This is a genomic window from Micromonospora sp. NPDC050397 (genome assembly GCF_044901685.1).
Taxonomy (GTDB): Bacteria; Actinomycetota; Actinomycetes; order Mycobacteriales; family Micromonosporaceae; genus Micromonospora_G.
This window is the reverse complement of sequence record NZ_JBJDPS010000001.1, coordinates 1,183,898-1,205,644: the sequence shown is the minus strand read 5'-3', so window position 1 is coordinate 1,205,644 and position 21,747 is coordinate 1,183,898. Positions and strand designations below refer to the sequence as shown.

The 21,747-nt window shown below is 69.5% G+C and carries 19 protein-coding genes; 5 read left to right on the top strand and 14 right to left on the bottom strand.

Features of this window, described 5'->3' with window-relative positions:
- Nucleotides 1-356: 356 nt before the first annotated feature.
- Entirely contained in the window at nucleotides 357-1,361 is a 1,005-nt protein-coding gene (locus ACI2K4_RS04770) for a DUF808 domain-containing protein (RefSeq protein WP_404508773.1), read from the top strand.
- Here the strand turns inward: ACI2K4_RS04770 and ACI2K4_RS04765 are convergent.
- Entirely contained in the window at nucleotides 1,358-2,335 is a 978-nt protein-coding gene (locus tag ACI2K4_RS04765) for a GNAT family N-acetyltransferase (protein WP_404508771.1), read from the bottom strand. The genes ACI2K4_RS04770 and ACI2K4_RS04765 overlap by 4 nt on opposite strands.
- Before the next feature lie 260 nt (nucleotides 2,336-2,595).
- On the opposite strand from ACI2K4_RS04765, the gene ACI2K4_RS04760 reads away from it, so the two are divergent.
- Nucleotides 2,596-3,363: a hypothetical protein gene (locus ACI2K4_RS04760; protein ID WP_404508769.1), complete on the top strand. Its 768-nt coding sequence runs from the start codon at nucleotides 2,596-2,598 to the stop codon at nucleotides 3,361-3,363.
- A gap of 383 nt (nucleotides 3,364-3,746) precedes the next feature.
- On the top strand, nucleotides 3,747-4,931 hold the full coding sequence (locus tag ACI2K4_RS04755) for an FG-GAP repeat domain-containing protein (protein WP_404508767.1): 1,185 nt from the start codon (nucleotides 3,747-3,749) through the stop codon (nucleotides 4,929-4,931).
- A 66-nt stretch (nucleotides 4,932-4,997) separates the two neighbouring features.
- Here ACI2K4_RS04755 and ACI2K4_RS04750 read toward each other — a convergent pair whose 3' ends face one another.
- From ACI2K4_RS04750 to ACI2K4_RS04720, 7 genes are all read right to left on the bottom strand, one after another.
- Nucleotides 4,998-6,248: an MFS transporter gene (locus ACI2K4_RS04750; protein WP_404508765.1), complete on the bottom strand. Its 1,251-nt coding sequence runs from the start codon at nucleotides 6,246-6,248 to the stop codon at nucleotides 4,998-5,000.
- Nucleotides 6,241-7,443, bottom strand: coding sequence for a cytochrome P450 (locus ACI2K4_RS04745; RefSeq protein WP_404508763.1), 1,203 nt, complete (start codon nucleotides 7,441-7,443; stop codon nucleotides 6,241-6,243). Before ACI2K4_RS04745 ends, ACI2K4_RS04750 begins: the two co-directional genes overlap by 8 nt.
- Before the next feature lie 25 nt (nucleotides 7,444-7,468).
- Nucleotides 7,469-8,128, bottom strand: coding sequence for a DUF5825 family protein (locus ACI2K4_RS04740; protein ID WP_404508761.1), 660 nt, complete (start codon nucleotides 8,126-8,128; stop codon nucleotides 7,469-7,471).
- Complete coding sequence (locus ACI2K4_RS04735; protein ID WP_404508759.1) at nucleotides 8,097-10,025, bottom strand: RiPP maturation radical SAM C-methyltransferase; 1,929 nt, start codon at nucleotides 10,023-10,025, stop codon at nucleotides 8,097-8,099. Before ACI2K4_RS04735 ends, ACI2K4_RS04740 begins: the two co-directional genes overlap by 32 nt.
- A 130-nt stretch (nucleotides 10,026-10,155) precedes the next feature.
- Entirely contained in the window at nucleotides 10,156-10,299 is a 144-nt protein-coding gene (locus ACI2K4_RS04730) for a hypothetical protein (RefSeq protein ID WP_404508757.1), read from the bottom strand.
- A 75-nt stretch (nucleotides 10,300-10,374) separates the two neighbouring features.
- The gene (locus ACI2K4_RS04725) at nucleotides 10,375-12,138 is read right to left on the bottom strand and encodes an alpha/beta hydrolase family protein (protein ID WP_404508755.1); all 1,764 of its coding nucleotides are present in this window, start codon (nucleotides 12,136-12,138) and stop codon (nucleotides 10,375-10,377) included.
- 154 nt (nucleotides 12,139-12,292) lie between these two features.
- Nucleotides 12,293-12,769, bottom strand: coding sequence for a hypothetical protein (locus ACI2K4_RS04720; protein ID WP_404508753.1), 477 nt, complete (start codon nucleotides 12,767-12,769; stop codon nucleotides 12,293-12,295).
- A gap of 109 nt (nucleotides 12,770-12,878) precedes the next feature.
- On the opposite strand from ACI2K4_RS04720, the gene ACI2K4_RS04715 reads away from it, so the two are divergent.
- A complete protein-coding gene (locus ACI2K4_RS04715) occupies nucleotides 12,879-14,042 on the top strand; it encodes a serine hydrolase domain-containing protein (protein WP_404508751.1) in 1,164 nt (387 codons plus the stop codon).
- Between the two features lie 111 nt (nucleotides 14,043-14,153).
- On the opposite strand, the gene ACI2K4_RS04710 is transcribed toward ACI2K4_RS04715, so the two are convergent.
- Nucleotides 14,154-14,564 (bottom strand): hypothetical protein, encoded by a 411-nt coding sequence (locus ACI2K4_RS04710; protein WP_404508749.1) that lies wholly within the window; start codon nucleotides 14,562-14,564, stop codon nucleotides 14,154-14,156.
- Nucleotides 14,565-14,751: 187 nt separating this feature from the next.
- Entirely contained in the window at nucleotides 14,752-18,393 is a 3,642-nt protein-coding gene (locus tag ACI2K4_RS04705) for a hypothetical protein (RefSeq protein ID WP_404508747.1), read from the bottom strand.
- Nucleotides 18,394-19,125: 732 nt separating this feature from the next.
- Here ACI2K4_RS04705 and ACI2K4_RS04700 point away from each other — a divergent pair.
- On the top strand, nucleotides 19,126-19,710 hold the full coding sequence (locus ACI2K4_RS04700; protein WP_404509188.1) for an HNH endonuclease family protein: 585 nt from the start codon (nucleotides 19,126-19,128) through the stop codon (nucleotides 19,708-19,710).
- Between the two features lie 130 nt (nucleotides 19,711-19,840).
- Here ACI2K4_RS04700 and ACI2K4_RS04695 read toward each other — a convergent pair whose 3' ends face one another.
- The 4 genes from ACI2K4_RS04695 to ACI2K4_RS04680 form a co-directional block, all read right to left on the bottom strand.
- Nucleotides 19,841-20,347, bottom strand: coding sequence for a suppressor of fused domain protein (locus ACI2K4_RS04695; protein WP_404508746.1), 507 nt, complete (start codon nucleotides 20,345-20,347; stop codon nucleotides 19,841-19,843).
- Nucleotides 20,348-20,521: 174 nt separating this feature from the next.
- Nucleotides 20,522-20,947 carry a nucleoside deaminase gene (locus ACI2K4_RS04690; RefSeq protein WP_404508744.1) on the bottom strand — a complete coding sequence of 142 codons (426 nt, stop codon included), beginning with the start codon at nucleotides 20,945-20,947 and terminating at the stop codon, nucleotides 20,522-20,524.
- Complete coding sequence (locus ACI2K4_RS04685; protein WP_404508742.1) at nucleotides 20,944-21,117, bottom strand: hypothetical protein; 174 nt, start codon at nucleotides 21,115-21,117, stop codon at nucleotides 20,944-20,946. Before ACI2K4_RS04685 ends, ACI2K4_RS04690 begins: the two co-directional genes overlap by 4 nt.
- A gap of 184 nt (nucleotides 21,118-21,301) precedes the next feature.
- A complete protein-coding gene (locus ACI2K4_RS04680; protein ID WP_404509187.1) occupies nucleotides 21,302-21,511 on the bottom strand; it encodes an MbtH family protein in 210 nt (69 codons plus the stop codon).
- Nucleotides 21,512-21,747: the final 236 nt, after the last annotated feature.

Below are 21,747 nucleotides of genomic sequence, written 5' to 3'. Positions count from 1 at the left end.
CCTCGGCGTCTGCGTCGCCGAGCCGGCCGCGTAGGTCGTCCGCTCGCGTTCGATCCGCTGCGCGCGGGCCGGCAGGGGTGGTCCGCGCATGGGTGGGCCGGCGGATGAGCTGCTCGGTGCGGCCGTCCAGCTCCCGTCGCGGGCGAGCAACTCCGGGCTTGCCCAGTCACCACCCCGATCGCCGCGGTGGGCGCCATGGCCGTCGAGGGTCGGAGGTGTACGCGGCCGTCATACCGCTCTCCTCCTGGTTGGTCTCGCCTCCCTACATCGAAGGCGTGCGCCACGATCCGATAAGGTGCGCGAATTGCCGTCGCCTACGAGAATGGGCGGACACCTGTCAATCGTGGAGGGCTTCTGTGAGCGGTGGACTTGCGGCACTGCTGGATGACGTGGCTGTCCTGGCGCGCGCGGCCGCCGCGTCCGTCGACGACGTCGGGGTGGCCGCCGCCAAGGCCGGCTCCAAGGCCGCGGGAGTCATCATCGACGACGCCGCCGTCACCCCGCAGTACGTGCGTAACCTGGCCGCCGAGCGGGAGATCCCGATCGTCAAGCGCATCGCCGTCGGCTCACTGCGCAACAAGTTCCTGATCATCCTGCCGGTGATCCTCGTCCTCAGCCAGTTCGTGCCGTGGCTGCTGACGCCGCTGCTGATGGTCGGTGGCGCCTACCTCTGTTATGAGGGCGCCGAGAAGGTCTGGGCCAAGATCGCCCATCACGACGCGCACGACGCGGACGCGCCGCAGCGGCAGCCCGACGAGAAGACGTTGGTGTCCGGCGCCATCCGGACCGACCTCATCCTGTCCGCCGAGATCATGGTGATCTCGCTGAACGAGGTCGCCGACGAGTCGTTCGTGTCCCGCCTGGTGATCCTCGTGATTGTCGCCCTGGGCATGACGGTGCTGGTCTACGGCGCGGTCGGCCTGATCGTCAAGATGGACGACGTCGGCCTGCGGTTGGCCGAGCGGTCGAGCGTGGGTGTCGCCCGGTTCGGCCGTGGTCTGGTCAAGGCGATGCCCCGGGTCCTGGCCGTGCTCACCGTTGTCGGCACGGCCGCGATGCTCTGGGTCGGTGGACACATCCTGCTGATCGGCGCGGACGAACTCGGCCTGCACGCCGTCTACGACTTCGTGCACCACGTCGAAGAAGCCGCCCACGACGGCACCGGCGCGCTCGGCGGGCTCGTCGGCTGGCTGGTCAACACCGTGGCCAGCGCGATCATCGGCCTGGCCGTCGGCGCCGTGATCGTGGTCGTCATGAGCGTGACCTTCCACCGCAGGTCACACGATACGACCACGACCACGACCACGACCACGACCACGAGCGCGGACGAGCCCGTGAGCACGGCCGACACCCGGGATTAGGCGCCGAGGGTCGTCCAGGTCTCGACCGCCTCGAAACCGAACCGTTCGAACAGCGGCGCGGTGTCCGTACCGGAGTGCAGGAACGCGGTACGGGCGCCCGCCGCATGTCCGTCCCGCAACATCGCGCCGATCAAAGCCGAGGCGAACCCTTGCCGCCGGTACGCTGGATCAGTCGCGATGTTCGCGAAGTAGACATGGTCACCGGTGCGCACCGACAGCCCCACCGTTCTCGGCACGCCGTCGTCCTCCGCGACGTAGGCGTCGATCTCCGGCCGGTCCAGCGTCGCGGCGCCGTACAGGTCCGTGATGATCTGCGGCGGCGCCCCGAAGGCCGCGCCCAGCACGTCGGCGAAGGTCTGATACTCCGCGCCCGCCAGCTTGCGCACGTGTCCGGCCCCGGCCACGTCGACCGGCAACGACAGCAGCATGAGCGCGGACTCCGTCCGCCCCTGGAGCCCGTGCCCGGCGGCGATCCCGGCGAGCTCCTCGCTCGCCTCGCCGCGCAACCGGATGGTCCACGGCAGCTCCCCCGCGTACCCGGCCGCCTCGTCGGCGAACGCGGCGACTTCGCCTGGGTCGGGCGTTTCACTCAGGCCGAGCACCCCGTTGAGCAAGGGAATCCAGGTGCCGGTGAACAACAGCGCGGTTCCGCGCGAGCCCGCCTCGAAACGCCCGTTCGACGCCGAGTCGGCGATCAGTTCAGCACCCTGTCGAAAAGCATCCGCGGCCGCTTCTAGCCGCTGGTCAGCAATCATGACCCCAGGATGCGGTCCGCCGGTCCGGAGTTCGGTCAATTCGCCGTTTGTAACCTGTCTCACGTTCGGTCGGCCCCAGGTCAGGATGAGCGAAATGCGGATCAGGGGTGCTCGGACCGTCCGAGGACCGGAAGCGGTCAGGCAGTCAGGCGCGGGCGGCAGGCAGCGGTCGCGGACACCGAGGCGGCACCCGATCTTCGCTTCGGCGCTACCCGCCACTCAGGAGCAAAGCATCACCAAAGCACCGTACGCTGCATGCCGCGTAAACCGACCTAATTAGCTGCGGCAAGGTCCCCGAGCACGAATTGACCCTGTCGCGCCACGAGGAAGCCCTTGCAATCACACCGAGTTCCTCCATAGCATATTGACGCCCTTGGATCTATTGATCGAGGTGAAGATCCATTCGATCCGGAACCTTGACGCCACCTCTCCTATTCGCGAGGTGCCGGCAAGGTGTTCTGCGCGAGCGAGGAGGAGCGATGAGAGAGATCAGAATCAGTCGACGAGGCGGGTTTGCTGCGCTAGGTGCAGGCCTAGGCGCGGCGTTGCTCGGCACAAGCCTCGCCGACCCGGCCAGGGCGACATCGCGCGGGGCGTCATTCCGCGACACCCTGCGGGAGCAGGACGCGGTCGGCTACAGCATCGCGATCTCGAACGCTTCTGCGCTGGACGGCATGAATGCCATCCTCTTCCAGGAAAACCCCGTACTTCCGAGTGACGCGGTCACGCTCGCCTGGATGTCAAAGATGTGTCACCCGTCGACAACGATCGAATATGACTGGAGCATCGACTACAACTTCGTCTGGGGTCAGGTCGGAACGCTCGTCCCCGGAACGCAGTTCGTGGCGGGTCAAATCCTTTCGGCAGACCTCACCCAGAACAACCTGGTCACCCTCTCCTACGTCGACGGCGGTTTCGAATTCGGGCCGACCAGTTCCTCCGGGAAGAATGGAAGCCTGATCATCAAGGAGGACGACACCGTCCCGGGGCCGGGAAACGAGGACCAGGGAAGTGTGGGTATCGGCATGTCAGGGGCCGGCACGTTCGTCGTGCCGACGCTGCCCAACGCCGGGGTCGAGTTCGACCCCAAACCCACCTACTGGGTCGCCTTCGGGAGCTTCGCAAGCAGCGAGGTGATGGACGTCTCCGAACTCACCCAGCCGGCTCAGGTGACGTACCCCGACGGCATGACCAGCGCCAAGGCCGTCTTCGACGGCAAGGAATGGAGCATCACCTACAGTAACTAGTGCCGTGACCACGAACGTTCGCGGCGTTGGGGTCAGGCTGCCCGGGTGGCGGGTTGGCCCCAGCTTCGTTGTCGTTCGCCGCGGGTGCGGGCGCGTCCGCGGCGTTGGGCGACCAGGACGCCGGAATGGCGGGCGTTGGCGTTACGCCAGCGCGGGTATGCCCGCAGCCCGGGTCAGCGCCTGCCCAGCTCACCGTGGTCGTTGTGGCGAGACACCCTGGATGAGGAACCAGCACAGCCGAGCCTAGCCCGACACCTCCCGCTTCTCGACCACGGCCGTGACTGGCCCGCGTTCCGATCGGCGAGAGACGGGAAAGCCTGGCGGTCGGTGTCGATCACCCACTATAGTCATCTCCGTCGATCTTCTGAGCGCCGGGAGCGGTCATGGGAAATCGGTGGTGGCGCCGTGGGCGTCGGCTGGTGTCGGTCACGCTCGCCGCGATGCTCGGCATGCTCGGTGCCGTGATGGTCGCGGGTCCGGCCTGGGCCGACCTCACCAGAGACTTCAACGGCGACGGGCGGGGTGACCTGCTCGCGTTGTTCGACTACGGCAACGGCTCGACCGGGCTCTGGGTGTTTCCCGGCGTACCGAACCGGCCGGACGGGCAACCCGGGCAGGTGACGCCCTACATGGCATGGGCGACCACACCCGGCAACTACTGGATCGGCGTGACGAAGAACGTCGCCGGCGACTTCAACGGCGACGGCCGCACCGACATCATGAGCCTGTACGACTACGGCAACGGCGCCGCCGGGCTGTTTGTCATCCCGGGCACGACCGGCTCCGGGCCGAACGCGACCGACGCCCACCGCGTCTGGTACGCCCCGCCGGGCAACTTCTGGCTCAGCGTGGTGAAGGTCGCCGCAGGGGATGTCAACGGCGACGGTAAGGACGACCTGCTCGCCATGTACAACTACCCCGACAACTCATTCGGGATCTGGGTGTTCCCGGGCACCGCGAGTGTCGGCGACGGCGCGAGCAACCCCTACATGAGCTGGCAGTCGCCAGCGCATTGGAATCCACTGTCGGAGGTGGAGTTCACCGCTGGCGACATCAACGGCGACGGCCGTGACGATCTCGTCGGCCTCTGGGACTACCCCAACACCGTCGCCGCCCTGCGGGTCTGGGCCAGCGGCCCGTCCGGACCCGGCGCTCCCTACGACATCTACTACGACCCGAACTGGGAACCGAACGTCGGCCAGCGCGCCCAGTTGGCCACCCTCAACTCGAACCACGACGGCATGGATGACATCGCCGTGGTCAGCAACGCTCAGATCAGGATGTTCAACGGCACCGACCAGCAAGGGACCGGCTACTCCACGCCCTACCGGCTACCGCTCGCCGGCCCCCACGACGGCCCCGTGCTCACCCGGTCGGTGATCACTTCCGCCAACATCGACGAGGACGCCGGGGGCGAACTCGTCGGCATGTTCGACAACGGCAACGGCTCCACCTCGATGTGGGTACTGACCGGCTCGCCGAACGACTTTTTCTACTGGTACCTGGCTGAGGTCTGGTCGGCTGTCCCAGGCGACTTCCCTATGAACCGCACCAAGGTCGCCCGCTGACAGCACCGTACGGGGGGCACGGTCGATCACGGTTGCGACGCGCACCCGAGACGCGCCAAGGGCGGGTCACCGCTGGCGCATCGCGCGCCGCGACAGCCCGAACACGAAGGCGGCACAGAGCGACGCCCCGGTCGTCAGGAAGAGCACCTGACTCCCGTACTGGCTGACCAGCGCACCCGCGACCACCACCGACACGGGGAACAGGCCGAGCGCCGCGAACAAAACGGCGCTCATCACCCGGCCGAGCAGCGCGTGCGGCGTGGCCTGCTGCACCATGGTGATCACCAGTACGTTGGTCACGGTACTGCTGATACCGGCTACGACCAGCGCCACGACGGCCCCGGGGTAACCGGCGAACGGCACGACCGTCACCGCCGCCGCCAGCACCAGGCCGGAGATCATCGCGGCCCGCCCACGTCGGGCCAGACCGGTCATTCCAGCCGCGAGCAGGCCGCCGGCCAGGGAGCCGCTGGTGAAGGCGGCGAGCAGGCCCCCGAATCCCCCGGCGCCGGCCGACAGCTCGGTGCTGGCCAGTGACGGCAGGCCCACCCGGACCATCCCGCCCACGGTGAGGTTGGCCACCGCGGTCACCAGCAGGACAGTACGCAGCAGCGGTGACCCGCGCAGGAGCTGCACCAGGGTCCACCTGGTTGCTCCGGGTGCCCGCTCCGGGTGGATCACGGGCGGCGCGGCGCGCTGGTGCACCCCGATCAGGGCCAGGCAGCAGGCGGACACCGCGAAGGTGACCGCGTCGACGGCGAACGCGGCGCCTGGTGAGATGCTCGCGACGAGCAGGCCGGCAATGCCCGGTCCGGCCAGCCCGGCGGCGAAGGTCGCGGTGGTGTGCAGGGCGTTGCCGGCCTGGAGCTGGTCGGCCGGCAACAGGCTCGGGGTGATCGCGTAGGCCGCCGGTTCGAACAGGCCGGCGCCGAGACCGACGCCCGCGACCAGCACTCCGACCACCAGCAGGTCGCGGGTACCCGAGAGCGCGGCTACCGCGACCCCCGCCGTCAGGGCCGTCCGGCCCAGGTCGGAGATGAGCATGACCCGCCAGGCGCCGACCCGGTCGATCAGGACTCCGGCCAGCGGCGTCGCCGCCAGCCGGCACAGCCCGTAGCCGCCGAGGATCAGGCCGAGTTGACCGGCACCGGCGCCGAGCTGGTAGACGAGCCACGGCAGGGCGACGGCGTGGAACGCGTCGCCGAAGACCGAGGTGGCCTCGGCGACGAGCAGCAGCCGGTAACCGCGCGAGCGCAACGGTGCCAGGCTCAGCCTCGGCCGGAACCGGCGGTCCGGGGCCGCGACCGGGTCAGCCAAGCGGGGCCACCGGCAACGACTCCAGCCCGCGCAACATGATGGTGTTCCGCCACGGCAGGTCGTCCTCGTCGGCGGCCAGTGCCAGGTGGGGAAAGCGGGTCAGTAGCCGGTTGAGCGCCACTTCGCCCTCGAGCTTGCCGAGGAAGGCGCCCAGGCACCGGTGGATGCCGTGACCGAAGGCGAGATGTCCGGCGTCTGCCCGATCGAGGATCAGTCGGTCGGCGTCGGGGAACCGGTCCGGGTCGCGGTTGGCCCCGCCGAGCGAGACCAGCACCAGTTCACCGGCGGGGATCTCGACACCGTCGAGGTCCACCTCAGCGGTGGTGAAGCGTACGGTCGCCATGCTCACCGGCGACTCGTACCGCAGGAACTCGTCGATCGCGACCGGCAGCGCGGAAAGATTGTCCAGCAGCCAGCGGTGTTGGTCGGGGTTGCGCAGCAGCGCGAGCGTGGCCGTGCCGAGGAGGTTGACGGTTGTCTCGTGCCCGCCGATCAGCAGCAGGAAGACCATGCCGATGATCTCGTCCTCGGTGAGCTGACCGTCGTGACGGGCGCGCAGCAGATCGGTCAGGATGTCGTCGCGCGGGTCGGCCCGGCGCCGGACCAGGAGGGCGGAGAGGTAGCCGGACATGTCCCGCATCGCGCGCTCGGCCGCACCCGGGTCGTCGTTGTGGGTGAGCACGGCGGTCGACCACGCCCGGTACGCGAAGCGGTCCTCGGGCGGGAACCCGAGCAGCTCACAGATGATCAGCATGGGCAGCGGGAACGCGAAGTCCCGTACCAGGTCGACCACGTCGCGGCCGGCGAACCCGTCGAGCAGTTCGTCGGTGATCCGCTCCACCAGCGGCCGCATGGCGGCCACCCGCCGGGCCGTGAACGTGGAGTGGACGAGCCTGCGCAGCCGGGTGTGGTCGGGCGGGTCGCTGTTGAGCATGTGCACCATGTCGGTGCCGAGCGTGACGCCCTCGACCCGGTTGTCGGCGAGTCCCTGCGCCCTGCGGACGTCCTGGCCGAACCGCGGATCGGCCAGCACGTTGCGCACGTCGCGGTACCTGGCGACGACCCACATCGGCATGCCCTCGGCGCTGTGCAGGATCGACGCCGGGCCGTTGGCACGGATCCGCGCCAGCGCGGGGTACGGGTCGGTGATGAACGACGCCTGACGCGGTGTCGAGCCGGCGTCCGAGGTGGTCATCGAGTTCTCCTCCCTCCGCCAGCGCCTAGACGGCCATGGCGGGGAACGCCCACCGGTGGGTCCGTGTCGGCAGCCACCACAGGTGTCCGGCGTGCTCCGTGACGACCCGGGCGTCGGTCAGCTCGCGGCGTACGTCGGCGGGCACCTCGTCGGCGACGACGCCCTCCGCCGTGGCCGCGATCACGGCCAGATGACCCGGCTCGTCGATGGTCAGCATCTCTAGCGAACCGAATCGCCGGTCCCGGACCTCGATGAATCCCGGCCCGCGCCGGGACACGCACTTGCCGAGAAAGAACGGCTCCCGCCAGCGCGCCGCCTCGGCGGAGTCGGGGGCGCCGTCCACCCGCACCGGCGGGTACAGGTGGGTGAACAGGTCGTCCCCCACGCAGCCGTCGAGGCAGCGGGCCACCCACGCCACCGCGATCCCACGGGCGGTCAGCTCGCGGATCAGCACGAGTGCCCGCGCCGAGGTGACGTCGGCGCCCGCGCAGAGGTCGACCGGGTCGTCGATCCTCGCGTACCGCGCGCCCATCCCGTACAGCTCGGCGACGACCGGCCCCCACGGTCCGGTCAGCGTACGCTGACCCAGTGCCATCCCGGGCAGGTGCCTGGCGCGGGGCTCGTAGTCACGGGAGAGTTCCACCCTGACCTCGCTACCCGCCCAGTCGGCCCGCGACGCCCGCATGGCGCTCCTCTCCGGTGTGTAGGCTGCCGACCGCGTCGGCGATCGTCGTGCCGCCGCGACGCCAGTGGTCGAGCCGGGTCAGCACCTGGTTGTCGGACTCCACGGCAATGTGCAAATAGGTGGCGCCGTCCTGGAAGACGATGCCCAGCTCCGACCACCGCGTCAGGATCGACGCGACCACCTCCGCGCCGCCGGCCGTCCGCGACGACAGGGTGGCGGCCGTCCGTGGCTGGTCGAGCAGCCGGAACAGCGCGACCTCCAGCTCGGAGGTCAGCTCCAGCACGGACCAGTCGTACCGGGCCCGGTGGCTGACCAGCGTGATCCGGTCACCGGTGTCCACGTAGGTGAGACGGCTGACCGGATACTGCCTGCGCCACGTTGCGACCGCCTCGTCGAGAGCTGCAGCCACGCCACTGTCGATGCCCTGCGGGATCGCCGCGAAGATGTACGCCAGGTCGTTCAGTTCCTCGTCGGGGAGCTGGTAGATCTCGCGGTACTGCGGCGCGGGCGCACGCTCGGGGAAACCCAGCTCGGGACGGTTGAAGTACGGGCTGAACCGTTCGATCGCGATGCGGGACGCGCCGAGCGGCGGGTCCAGGTGGTGCAGCATCGGCATCTGCTCGATGATGGAGAGGTAGTCGTCCGTTGTCTCGCCGGGGAATCCGTACAGGTAGTTCCAGTCTGTTGTCACACCGGCGCTCTGCGCGTCGCGCAACGCCCGGACGTTCTGGCACCCGGTCACTCCCTTGTCCATGAGCTGCAACACGTGGGCGCTGAGATTCTCGATGCCGGGCTGGACCTGCACCACACCCGCGTCGCGCAGCCGTTGGAAGTGCTGCCGGCGCAGGTTGGCCTTCACCTCGAAGTGCAGGCGGACGTCGTAGTCGGATTCGGCGAGGTCACGCAGCACCGAGTCGAAGTACGTCATGTCGAGGATGTTGTCGACCACCAGGAAGTCGAGCAGTTGGTGGCGGCGGGCCAGGTCGAGCACCTCGGCGAGGAAACGGCTCGGGCTCTTGCTGCGGAACTCCATGGAGGAGCCGTTCAGCCCGCAGAACGTACAGTGGTGCTTTTCGCCCCACCAACAGCCGCGCGAACTCTCGATCACCAGCTTCGGCACCACCCAGTCGGCTGCGGCCGAGGCGTCCAGCCGTTCGAGGAACCCGTCGAAGTTCGGCGCGACGATCTCGCCGGGCGGCAGCGGGCGGGCCGACATCGGGTTGGCGCGACCCGCCCCGGTGCCGTCCCGCCAGCACAGTCCCGGGATGTGCGACAGGTCGGTGGCACCGGCGTTCAACGCGTCCAGCAGCATCGGAAACGCCGCTTCGCCCTCGCCGCGCACCACGTAGTCGATGAACGGAAAGTTTCGATGCAGCGCCGCGCCCTGCGGGCCGTCGCAGTTCGCCCCGCCGAAGACCGTCCGCACGCCGGGTCGGCGCAGCTTGAGCAGTCTGGCCGCGGCGAGGCTGGCGGTGTTCTGCTGGAACGTCGTGGTGAAGCCGACGACGTCCGAAGCGGTGGCGGCCAGGTCTCCGGCCAACTCCGCCACGAACTCCGGGACCAACCGGTGCAGCCGGGCGGTCAGTGCGATCTCGTCGTCGTTCGACCCGGCGTCGGCGAGGATCCGGGCGAACGTGTCGAACCGCTGGTCCTCGCCGTAGAGCGCACCGGAGAACACCCAGTCACCGGCGCCCTCGAAGTACGACGAGTCGGCGAAGTACCGGAAGTCGGCGAGGGTGAACGCGCTCCGGTCGAGCATCCAGTCGACGAAGTCGACGTTGGCGTACCGGACGTCGATGTCGTGGCCGCGGCGGATGGCCGCGCTACGCAGGATGCCCAGCGCCAGCGAAGGCACGTCGATCGATCCCCAGGGCATGTGTACCAGCGTGACCTTCATCGCCTGGCTCCTTCGGAACACGGGTCGACGTCGTTGCGGGGCAGGGCCTTCGGAACGCGGGTCGACGCCGTTGCGGGGCAGGGCAGCACGCCCCGCAACGACGTCCAGGCTTGCGGTGACGATTGATCTGTCACTCGCTGGCCGGCCGTGGTTCGGCTGGCTTGGTCTCGGTGGCCGGAACCGCACGTTCGAGGTCGACAAACACCGTGCGAACCGCGCCTCGGTCCCGCTCGCTCGTGCTGATCGGGTCGTTCCGTACGCTGCGCCGCTTCATCTCTTTCACCTCCTCTCCCCTGGTCGGGTCGTCGGGCCGCCGAGCCGCCGGCGTGGCTGGTGCGGCCGGGCGGGTCTAGGACGTGCTGATCCGGCGGTCCGATGCCGCGTCCAGCACCGTGTCGGCATAATCGATCATGGCGGCGACGACCGCCATGTGTTCGTCGGCGTCGCCGCCGTAGTGCCCGCCATCGGTCCAGATCAGCCGGTGCGGCACCGAGCGTCGGCGCAGCGCCGCCACGTACCGGTCGGTCTGCTCCGGTGGGCAGCGCTCGTCGTCGACCGCGGCGGCGATGAGCAGTGGGCCCCTCACCTCGTCCACGTAGGTCATCGGGTCGGCGTCGCGGTACCGATCCGGAACCTCGTCCGGGGTGCCGCCGAAGAGTTCGTCGTCCAACTCGCGCAGGGCCGGGGTGGTGGCCCGGTAGGTCGCCAGGTAGTCGGCCACCGGTGACACCGCCAGCCCCAACGCCCACGCTCCCGGCTGGGCGCCCATCGCCAGCAGGACGAGGTAGCCGCCCCAGGAGTACCCGCACAGCCCGACCCGGTCCGGGCTGGCGACGCCCAGGTCGACCAGGTGGTCGCGGACGGCTGCGAGATCCTCGATCTGCGCCAAGCCGACCCGATGACCGAACCCGTGCCGCCACCGGGGTCCGTACCCGGTGGAGCCCCGGTAGTTGGTGCGGACGACCGCGTAGCCAGCCCGGACGAACAACTCGACGCGGTGGTCGTAGTTGTCACGATCGTGGGCCAACGGCCCGCCGTGGACGAGAAAGACGGTATCCCACGGTCCCGCGCCGGGCGGCGTCGCGACAAAACTGTGGATCCGCCCGTACGGCTGCCGCGTCCACAGCTCCCGCCGGCCGGGATCCACCGTCGGCACCTCCGCCGTGCCGGCGTCTCGCGCCGGCTCCACGACCAGCGGACGCGGCGACACGGCCTCCCTGCTCCACAGCGCGTACAGCCGCCCCTCGGGCGCGCAGGCCAGGTCGAGGATGGTCCCCGGCGGGGTCGGCACCACGATGGGCTCGCCGCCGTCCAGGTCGATGTCGCCGCCGTCCAGGTCGACGAGGAGCAGGCGACTCCTGCCCGCCCGGTCATGCTGGACGAGTACCCGCCGGCCGTCGTCGTACCAGCGGGCGTCGATCTCCGAGTCGAAGGGCAGGCGGCGGTTCAGGACGATGCCGGCACCCTCGGTCCAGACCCCGAGTTCGTACCGCCCAGCCTCCTCGACCACCACCAGCAACTGCGCCGCCGGGCGCGGCCCGGGCCGGAACTCCATCGGCCACAGGCGCCTGTCCCGGCTGCCCGCGAGTGTGCTCGTACGACCGTCGGCGAGCCGGACGAAGGTGATCGCCTGGTCGGTGTCGGCGCGCCCGGCCAGGGTGAGCAACCGCCCCTCGGCGGTCATGTCGACCAGGCTGAGGTAGCCCGCCGCGATCGACGTCAGGCGCCCGGTCCCACCGGGTGGGCCGAGGTAGCAGTGCGACGCCGTACCGACGCCGACGTTGATGGCCGCGACGTCGCCGTTGCCGTCGAAGGCGATGCCGTACTGGCGGCCGGGCGGAACCCCGTCGAGCGCGGGAGCGGACGGTCCGCCGCCGAACGGCTGGCGCAGCCAGATCCCCTCGCCCGAGACGTCGGCGTCGAACCACCAGACGTAGTCACCGCCCGGCTCGATCTCACAGGTGTTCACGCCGTGCGCCGCGTGGGTGAGCACCCGCCGCTGGTCACTGGTCCGATCCCAGCACACCGCCTGGAACTGGCCGTTCACGTCGTGAATCTCCACGGCCCGCTCGGGGCGATGGGCGGCGAACGCCGGTGCGTAGATCGGGTTCACGATTCCCCGTTCGATCGCAGATTGTCGCCAGCGTAGCCAGCCGAGCACGGCATGTAAATACGAGCATCGATGTCAGGATGATTACCGGACATGGCCTTTCCGTACATTCCGGCTCCGCGCCGAAGCGGTGACAGCCGGCGGGTCGCCGGGGCCGTCAGGCGGGCGGCTTGGAGGGCGTGACGTTGCGGAACCGCTCGTGCGCCGACTGCCGGCTGATGCCGAGCGCCTTGCCGATCTCGGCCCAGGAGAGCCCGGCCTCCCGGGCCGCCACCACGGCTCGTTCGATCAGCGGTCGTTGCCAGCGTTCCACCTCGGCGAGGATGCCGAGCGCCTGCAACGGCCAGGTGGTCGCCAGCTCGGCGACGTTGTCCCGAAGAGTGTCGGAGCGGCCCAGCAGCCAGCCGGGCGGAGTGGCGGCCAGGATCGGACTGATGTGCCCACCCCACTCGGAGGTGGCCATCCAGCGCCCCTCTTCGGCAGCCGGATAGTCGCTGGCTCCAACCCAACCGCAACTACACCGGGCCCGGTAGCCGACGGTGCCGGCCGGCGCTGCGGCGTTGGTACTCAGCGCCCCGTCCCGCAACCGGAACCCGATGAGGTTCGCGTGCCCCGGAACCATTTCCTCCGCCATCCCGCAAGCATATGTTCGTCAGGCTTCCCTGACTGCGAATGTCAGGATAGCCTGACGTCGACGCCTGGATCGGTCGTCGTCCGGGCCCGAGCCTCGAGAGGAGAAGCGCATGTCCGTGGTCAGCGGCACCGTGGCGGCGGGTTACGAGCCGGTTCGGGAAGCGTTCCTGGCAAACTTCGAAACGCGGTCCGAGATCGGCGCCGGCCTCGGCGTCTACCGGCACGGCCGGGAGGTGGTTCGGCTCTGGGGCGGAATCGCCGATCCCGCCACCGGCCGCGCCTGGCGGGAGGACACCCTCCAGGTGGTCTACTCGACCACCAAGAGCGTGCCCGCCGCCTGCGCGCACCTGCTGGTCCAGCGTGGGCAACTCGACCTGGACGCTCCCGTCGCCGAGTACTGGCCGGAGTTCGCGGCGGCCGGCAAGGGCGACATCCCGGTCCGTTGGCTCCTGTCCCACCAGGCGGGGCTACCGGTGCTCGACCGTCCGGTGCCGCTGGAGCAGGCGCTGGCCTGGGAGCCGATCGTCGCCGCGCTGGCCGCACAGGCACCCGCCTGGCAACCCGGTACGGCACACGGCTACCACGGGATCACCTACGGCTGGCTGGTCGGCGAGGTGGTACGTCGCGTCTCCGGCCGCAGCCTCGGCACGTACTTCGCCGACGAGATAGGGAAACCGCTCGGCCTGGACTTCTGGGTCGGCCTACCCGCCACCGAGGCGCACCGGGTGGCCCGGAGCGTGGAGCAGCCGATCACCCCGTCCGCCGCCGAGGCTGTGCCGCCGGACGTGCTCGCCGCGTACACCGACCCGACGTCGCTGATCGTCCGGTCGGTCGGTGTGACCGACCCGCCGCTCGACCTCACCGATCCACGCATCTGGACGGCGGAGATCCCCGCGGGCAACGGCATCTGCACCGCCTCGTCACTGGCCCGCTTCTACGCTGGCCTGATCGGGGAGGTCGACGGCGTCCGGATCCTCGACGCGACCACTCTCGCCGCCGCCACTCGCGAGCAGGCCAGTGGTATCGACCGGGTGTTGATGGTGCCGACCAGGCCGGCACTCGGGTTCGGCCTGCCGCTGCCGGAGCAGCCGTGGTGGTCGCCGACCGCCTTCGGCTTCCCCGGCTACGGCGGCTCGCTCGGCTACGCCGACCCGGCCAGCGGCATCGCCTTCGGGTACGTGATGAACGGACTCCGCGTCACGATGGCCCCGGACCCCCGCACGACCACCATCATCGAAGCAATCCGCTGGGTCGTGTCCCGTCAACCGACCTGACCTCTGTCGGCGGCGAGCGCACCAGGATCGGGACAGTCGATTGGGCAGGAGGAACCGTACGCGTCACACCTTGGGGAGGCTCGGCCGTGGCCGAGCCTCCCCAAGGTTCAGTCAGCTACAGATGTCGACGCCGGGGATCCAGTTCGCGTGACCCGTGTTCATGTAGTAGTCCGCCACGAAGCCCTCACCGCCGGAGTAGACGACGTAGTCCCAGACGTTGTTGCCGTCGATGTTCTGACCGGAGCGTTGGCAGACGATGTGGACGCCGGTGTTCTTCGGAATCCGCCGGATCTCCGTGCAGTACGTGCCGGGCGGCAACTGCACGGTCGGGTGGTAGCAGTCGCGCAGCGCGACGCCGGGATTCGGGGTCCACGACCCGACGGTCGCGCCGTACCAGCTCGCGGACGCCGGCCCGGCCGTCGTGCCGACCAGCCCGGTGCTGGCGAGCAGGAGGGTCGCGAGGAGGGTGGCGATGCGGCGTGGAGCGCGGTGTCCGTGGATGTTCGTTCGAGCGGCTGTCACTGCCGTGGTCCTTCCCCTTGTCAGACGCCTGGGTGGCGGTCTGTTGCCAACAGCGAAGAGCACGGTGCCGGGCGACGGAAGGGCGTGGCGTTGGTTCGGACAAGGCCGTACGGCGGCGGCGAAAGTCCGTACGGCTCCGTACAGCTACCACCCGAGGCTTGTCGGCCTGTTGCCGCTGGTCAGCGGCTCAGCATGGCGGATCGTAGGGGATGTCAGGGATGTACTGGCGCCATTCCGCCTCCGAGACGCGGTCGCCGGCCGTCGCGCAGATCCAGGTGGCGATCCGTTCGGGGGCGGTGTCCCAGAGTCGTACGATGCCGTCCGTGCCGGCCGCCGCGAGGCTGTTGCCGGTGGGGGAGAACGCCACGGCGTTGACAGCGTCAACCGGGCGGGTGAGCGTGGCGACTTCGACCGGCCGGTCGGGATCGGTGAAGTCCCAGATCCAGACGGTCCCGTCGATGGAGGCGGCCGCCAGCGCGCCGCCGTCGGGGCTGTAGGTGATCCCGGCTATACCACCGGTCGGGCCTGTCACGGGTTGGCCGACCGCCTTGGGCCGACGCGGATCTGAAACGTCCCACAGCCGAATCGATCGGTCAGCGCTTCCAACCGCGACGTGGCGTCCGTCCGGGTTGAACGCGAGGCTTTGCGCGTATCCGGTGAACCCGGACAGTGCCGGTCCGATCTCCGCCGGTTTGGCCGGGTCTGTCACGTCGAGCAGCCGTACCTGGGCGTCGGTCGTGGCGGCCGCCAGCATCCGACCGTCCGGGCTGAACGCGACGGACAGGACGATCGCGGTTGTCCCGGGGACGGTGGCGAGCGGGTCGACCCGGGCCGGGTCGGTGACGTTCCACAGATATACGGCCCCGTCGTCACCGCCGCCCGCCAGGGTTCGGCTGTCGGGGCTGAAGGTCAGCCCTTGGAGTAGCGCGCTCGGTCCGGTCAGTTGCTTGGGCAGGGGTTTCGGGGATGCGGGATCGGTGAGGTCCCAGAGCTGGACCGCTCCCCTACGAGTGCCGGCCGCGAGTAGTCGACCGTCCGGACTGACGGCCACGGTCGCGACCAGCCCGTCTGCGGGATGCGGACTGCGTAGCGGGGAGCCCACGGGTTGCGGCGCCCGCGGTTCTCCGATGTTCCACAGCCGGATCGTCCCGTCCCGGCTCGCGGCCGCGAGGGTCGGGCCGCTCATCGCCAGGTTGAAGATCGCGTCGGTGGCACCGGACAGAATTGGCCCGGGAAGTTCCCAGTAGCGGACCGTCGCTTCGATGTCACTGGTAGCCAGACTTCGGCCGTCGCTCCGGAGGGCGAGACCGGTCACCGGGGCGGGGTGAGGCAGAGTTACGCCGATCGTGCCGGAGGCCACGTCGTAGACGTGCACCCTCCGGTCGGAGGAACCGGCGACCAGAGTGCCGCCCCGCGGACCGAACGCGAGCGCGTTCACCCAGCTCGTGTGCCCGGAGAGGGTCCGGATCAGCACGGGCGAGGCTGGGTCGGTGATGCGCCACAGCCGTACCGTCTTGTCCGCGCCGCCCGTCGCGAGAGTTGTCCTGTCGGGGCTGAACGCGACAGCGGCGATGCGGTGCCCCTGACCAGCCGGGACCGCCCCGGCAAGGTCGGGACGCCGGGCCCCCGCAGCGCGCCACAGGTGCAGTCTGCCGTCCCCGCTTCCGGCCGCGAGCAGGTCGCCGTCGGGATGCCAGGCGACCGTGTGCACCGCGTCGGAGATTCCGTCCAGGGCTGGGAGGGCGATCGGGTTGCGTGGATCGCCCAGATTCCAGCGATGCACCCGCCGATCGTCGGCACCAGCGGCGAGAACCGTTCCCGCCGGATTGAACGCGAGGGAATAGATCGTCGATCCGGCACCGCTCAGCGAGGCGATGCGAGGTGCTGACTGACCCGGCACGCTCACGTCCCACAGGTGTACGGACCGGTCGGCGCCGGCAGCGGCCAGGAGCTTGCCGTCCGGGCTGAAGGAGACGGCGTACAGGGCGGCGGACGAGGCCACCGGCGATGTGTCGAGTAGTACGGGTGGCCGCTTCCGATCCTTGGCGTGCCAGAGCCGTACCGTCCCGTCGACGCTGACGGCGGCGAGGAGTGACTCGTCGGGGCTGAAGGCGACGGCCTGCGCGGCGGCGGTGAACACCCGGCTCCGGGTGACCGAGGATGTCACGGTGGCGTCCAGCAGGCTCGATCGGGCCTCGATGGTGGGTGCGACCCGGTACGCGGTCAGGCTCAGTTGCATGGCCAGGGCTGGGTCGGTGTCCCTCACCCGGTCGGCCCGACCCGCGATGAGCCGGGACATCGCCTGGTTGCGCTGGTCGACCGCGTCCCGCCGCTGTCGCTCCGCATGGGCCTGCTGCTGAAAGGCGTAGCCGGCCAGCACGCCGGTGGCGACGGTGAGTGCGACCAGGACGGCCACCAGCTGCTGGAGTCGGCGCCCCCGCTGGCGGGCGTGGCTCGTGCTCGTCGCCAGGAACTCACGGGTGACGGGTGCGAGTTCCCTGCCCGGCTGGCTCGCCCACTCCTGGGCGGCGGCAAGCTTCGGCCCCCGGTAGAGGACCGCCGAATCCGCGCCCTCGGCTCGCCACGCCTGCGCGGCGGCGTCCAGTCGTTGACCGATGATCAACTCTGCTCGGTCGGCGTCGAGCCAGCCACGAAGGGTCGGCCACGCCGTCAGCAGCGCTTCGTGGGTGATGGTGATGCCGTCCGCGTCCACCGTGATCAGCCGCTCGGCCACGAACCGGTCGAGCACCTCGCGTACGTCCACGGCGAGGTCCTGTCCGAAGAGTTCCGCCAACCCCTGGTGGGTCAGTCTGCGGCGGGTGTCGACCGTGTCGACGGTGACCCGGACCAGGCTGAGCAGGAGACGCCGGGCAAGCCGTTGGCGGTCCGGGCCGAGGCCGTCGTAGACCCGGTCGGCGGTCGCCGCCACGGCACCGTCGATGCCACCTGTCTGGCGGTAGGACTCTATGGAGAGCCGCTGTCCCTGTCCGTGCTGCCAGGTCGCGTGCAGGGCGTGCGAGAGCAGCGGCAGGGCTCCCGGTTCGTGGGCGCCGATCCTCCGGCCGTCCGGGGAGAAGTCCCGTACCAGCAACTCCACCAGGCCGTCTTCGACTTCGATCCCCGCACGCCGAGCCGGCTCGACGATCGCTTCCCGCAACTCGGCTTCGGTCATCGGACCGACTGTCAACTGCCCGTCGTCGAGTGCGGCGACCAGGTGCGGAAAACGCAGTAACTCGGCGTAGAAGTCAGCACGCAGGACGAGGATCACCACGGCACCACGCGGCGGAGCGGCCAGTGCCGCCAGCGCGGCGACAAATCGCTGCTGCTCCACCTCACCGACGCTGGCTGTCAGCGCCTCCTCGAACTGGTCGACGATCACCACCGCGTGCTCCGGGTCCGAGGGGACGACCTCGGCCTCCCGTAACCGGTCGGCCAACGCCGCCATCGGCTCCGCGCCGGGATTGAACAGGACCGGTACGGTCGTCCGACCTCGGTCGGCGCCTTGCTGGACGTTCGCCGACTGGTCCAGCAGCCCCGTCGGCGATCCTGCCTGCAATCCTGCCTGCAATCCCGCCTGCAACAACGACGACTTGCCCGAACCCGAGGCGCCCACCACGATCTGCAGCCCGCCCCCGGCGGCCTGGCATGCGCGTACCCTGGCCAACAGAGTGGTGGTGAGCAGGGAGCGCCCGTGGAACCAAGGGGCATCCTCTGCCTGGAAGCTGGCCAGGCCGCGATAGGGTGTCGAGTCCCCCGGCCTGCGACCGGGCGAGCGTCGGGCTCGTCGCCACGCGGCCAACCACCTCTCCGTGCCGGTCTGGTCGCTCACCCCGCAGGCTGTGAGCACGGCAACGAATATCTGCCGGGACGAGACCGACGGAAGGCCACGACCAGCGAACCAGTCTCCGATGGTGCTGTGCGCACCACGGGTACCGGCCTTCGCCGCCACCTGGCGCACGGTAAGGCCAGCGATCTCCCGTAACACCGTGAGTTCGCGGGCGAAGTCGCTACGGCTGCGGACCCGTTCCGGGTCGGGGAGCAGCGAAGCCGTTGCCGTATCCGTCGCGTCGTCACCTGAAGAGGGAACACCCGCCGATTGGCTCCCGGACACCGCACGCCTCCTCGGCGACTCGCGACGGAGACGCAAAGTATCGTCCCGGTTGCTCACCGTGCCAGGCGGGAGCGGGGGTGGCAATGACGGCTATCTGACCCTGGGAAACCGCCTCCGCCCGCTCACCGTCCCCGAGGCCGGACGTGCCGTGGTTCCTGGACCGGCTGGCACTGGCAGGTCACCGTGGTCACCGCCGCGCACCTGTTCATCACCGAACTGCGTCTCGCCCCGAAGCGGACTAGCGGCCTGACCCCGTACGTCCCACACGAACCTCGACATCTTCGAATGTATGTCGATGTTCCGTCATGTGACCGTTGCGACCCGGTTACACCCACCCGGCACGGTGATGGCTCCCGTACCCCCATGCCTCGGGAGGCATCCGTGCTCGACCCTCGACAACACCGCATCCGGCTGGTTGTCACCACCCTCGCCGCAACCGCCGCGGTCGCCGTGTCCACCCTCCTGGCGAACCCGGCCGGCGCCACCCCACCCGCGATCCCCTCCAAGGCGACCGCACAGTCGAACCTCAACGCCCTCACCGTGGCCGCCGAGTCCGGCAGCGGCTACAACCGGGACCTGTTCCCGCACTGGATCACCATCTCCGGGGCCTGCAACACCCGCGAAACCGTCCTACGACGCGACGGCAGCGGCGTCACCGTCGACAGCGCCTGCTACCCCACCTCCGGCAGCTGGTACAGCCCCTACGACGGCGCCACCTGGACCAACCCCGCCGACGTCGACATCGACCACGTCGTCCCCCTCGCCGAGGCATGGCGCTCCGGCGCCAACACCTGGACCACCAGCCGCCGCCAGTCGTTCGCCAACGACCTCTCCGGCCCGCAGCTCATCGCGGTCACCGACAACGTCAACCAGGCCAAGGGCGACCAGGACCCCTCCACCTGGCAGCCGAGCCGCACCGCCTACCGCTGCACCTACGCCAAGATGTGGATCCGCACCAAGTACAACTGGGGCCTGAAGCTCCAGTCCAGCGAGAAGTCCGCGCTGCAGACCATGCTCAACACCTGCGCCTCCTGAGCAACGACGAGCCGGGCAGGGCCGAACGGTCCTGCCCGGCCGGGTGGAACTGCCGAAGCTCGTACCGACCAGATTCGCCGCAGGCTCACCCGGTGCCCGTACGTCGTCGTCGCAGCGCGGTCCGATCCAGCTACTGCGGCCGTTCGCCGAAGATGTCGGCATGCGCCAGGAGTGACTGGGCGAAGGCAACGGGCGGCAATGTTCTTCCCCGCTCACGTTCCGCGTTCGTGATCGGCACAACGTTGATGACCCGGACCGCGCCCACGCTGGTGTGGACGTAGTCCAGGCCAGCGGAGCTCAGCGGGCCGGTGAGGAAGACCGTTCGGCACCCGGGGAAGGTCGGGAAGTCGTCGCCGAAGCTGATCATATGGCCCCAGTTCAGTTGCTGCCCCGTGACGAACGGATGTATCGCGAGGTTGGCCAATCGGACCGCGATGGCGTGCTCGTCGAGACGCGCGAGCGATCCGCGCCGCCGGAAGTGGAGTTCCGCGCGACCACCTCCACCCGGTCCCGGCGCCACCGGCATCTCCTGCCCCGCCATCCCGACGGTGGCGAACGAAGTCATGCCTGGTGTGGACGTGGGCCGGTAGACAAGCACGTCCAGCCGGCTGATCGGTGCCTGCTCGTCCTCGAACACAACACCGTCGTCCTCCTCACCGAGTCGACTGCGGTAGGCGTTGAAGACGTCTCGCAGGACAGGAGGGGCGGCCACGGCTGCGCACTCTACCGCCCCAGGCCCGTACGCCGTCGGCGACGACGCGGGCCGATCGGCGAGTGCCGCCGGGCGCGGCCCGACGTGGTCTTCAGACCCCTAGTAATAGCTGTCGATCGGCCGGCGCGCCTCGTCGAACAGCGCGGGTCCCTCGTACCGTACCGGGGGAAGCGGCGGGGTGGCCGGTTTGACCTCCTCGAACTGTTCGGCGGAGAGCGCGTACACCACCCGCCCGAGGCCGGATCGGACGATCGCGGTCGCGCACATCGGGCAGGGCTCGCAACTGGTGAACATGGTCGTGGTGGCCGCCACCCCCGGGGTGAGTTCCCGAGCGGCCCACCGGGCCAACTTCAGCTCCGGGTGGGCGGAGATGTCGGCGTCGGAGACCACCGTGTTGTGATCCTCGATCAGGACGGTGCCGTCCGCGTTGACCAGCAACGAGGCGAACGGCCGTTCGCCGGCCGCCCCGGCTTGGTTCGCGAGTTCCACAGCCCGGCGGAGGAACTTCTCGTCGTCGGGAGTCATCGATCCTCCTGCGATCTGTGGTACGCGGCCACGGCGGCAAGGGTCTGCCAGGCGCGTTCGGGCTGGCGGATCTCGGTCAGGTCGCCGTTGAGCGGGTCGAGCACCAGTGTCTCCGCGCCGAGCAGACGGATCTGCTCGATGTCGGTGACGATCTGGTCGATGGTGCCCACCGTCGCAGCACCTCCGGGTCGGTGCCCGGGGCAAAGTTCGGTACGTTCACGCCAAGCCGCACGGGTGCCAGGCTAACCAGCCCGGGTTCGGCTTGTGAACGCCTTGTTGGCCGGGCCGCTTCGTCTTCGCCGTGATTCCGCTGGTGGGCGGGACGCAGAGCCGCGAACCTCGTCGTCGCGGAGATCAGTCCACCTTGTCGACGAGACTCTTCGGGCGCATGTCGGTCCAGGACCGGTCGACGTAGGCGAGACAGTCCTCGTGGCCGACCGGGCCGAAGACGGGTAGCCACCCACTAGGGATGTCGACAAGCTCCGGCCACAGCGCGTACTGGTCCTCGCCGTTCACCACCACGACGTAAGTCCGCGTCTCGTCATCGAACGGGTTTCCGACCATCACGCAACTCGCTCCACCGTGGCGGTCACCAAATGCGACACCATCGCCACCCACCATTGACATCGCTCGTTGGGCGATATTCGATCACTCCTCCCCGATCATGTCAAGCGAACGGTGGGCTACCAGCACCTATTCGGTACCGTTCACGTCCGCGCCTCCCACCGTTCAGGTTGGCATGACCCCCGACCCTTGACATAGACGTACCCGTCTGAACTACTAAGGACAGTAATGGATCA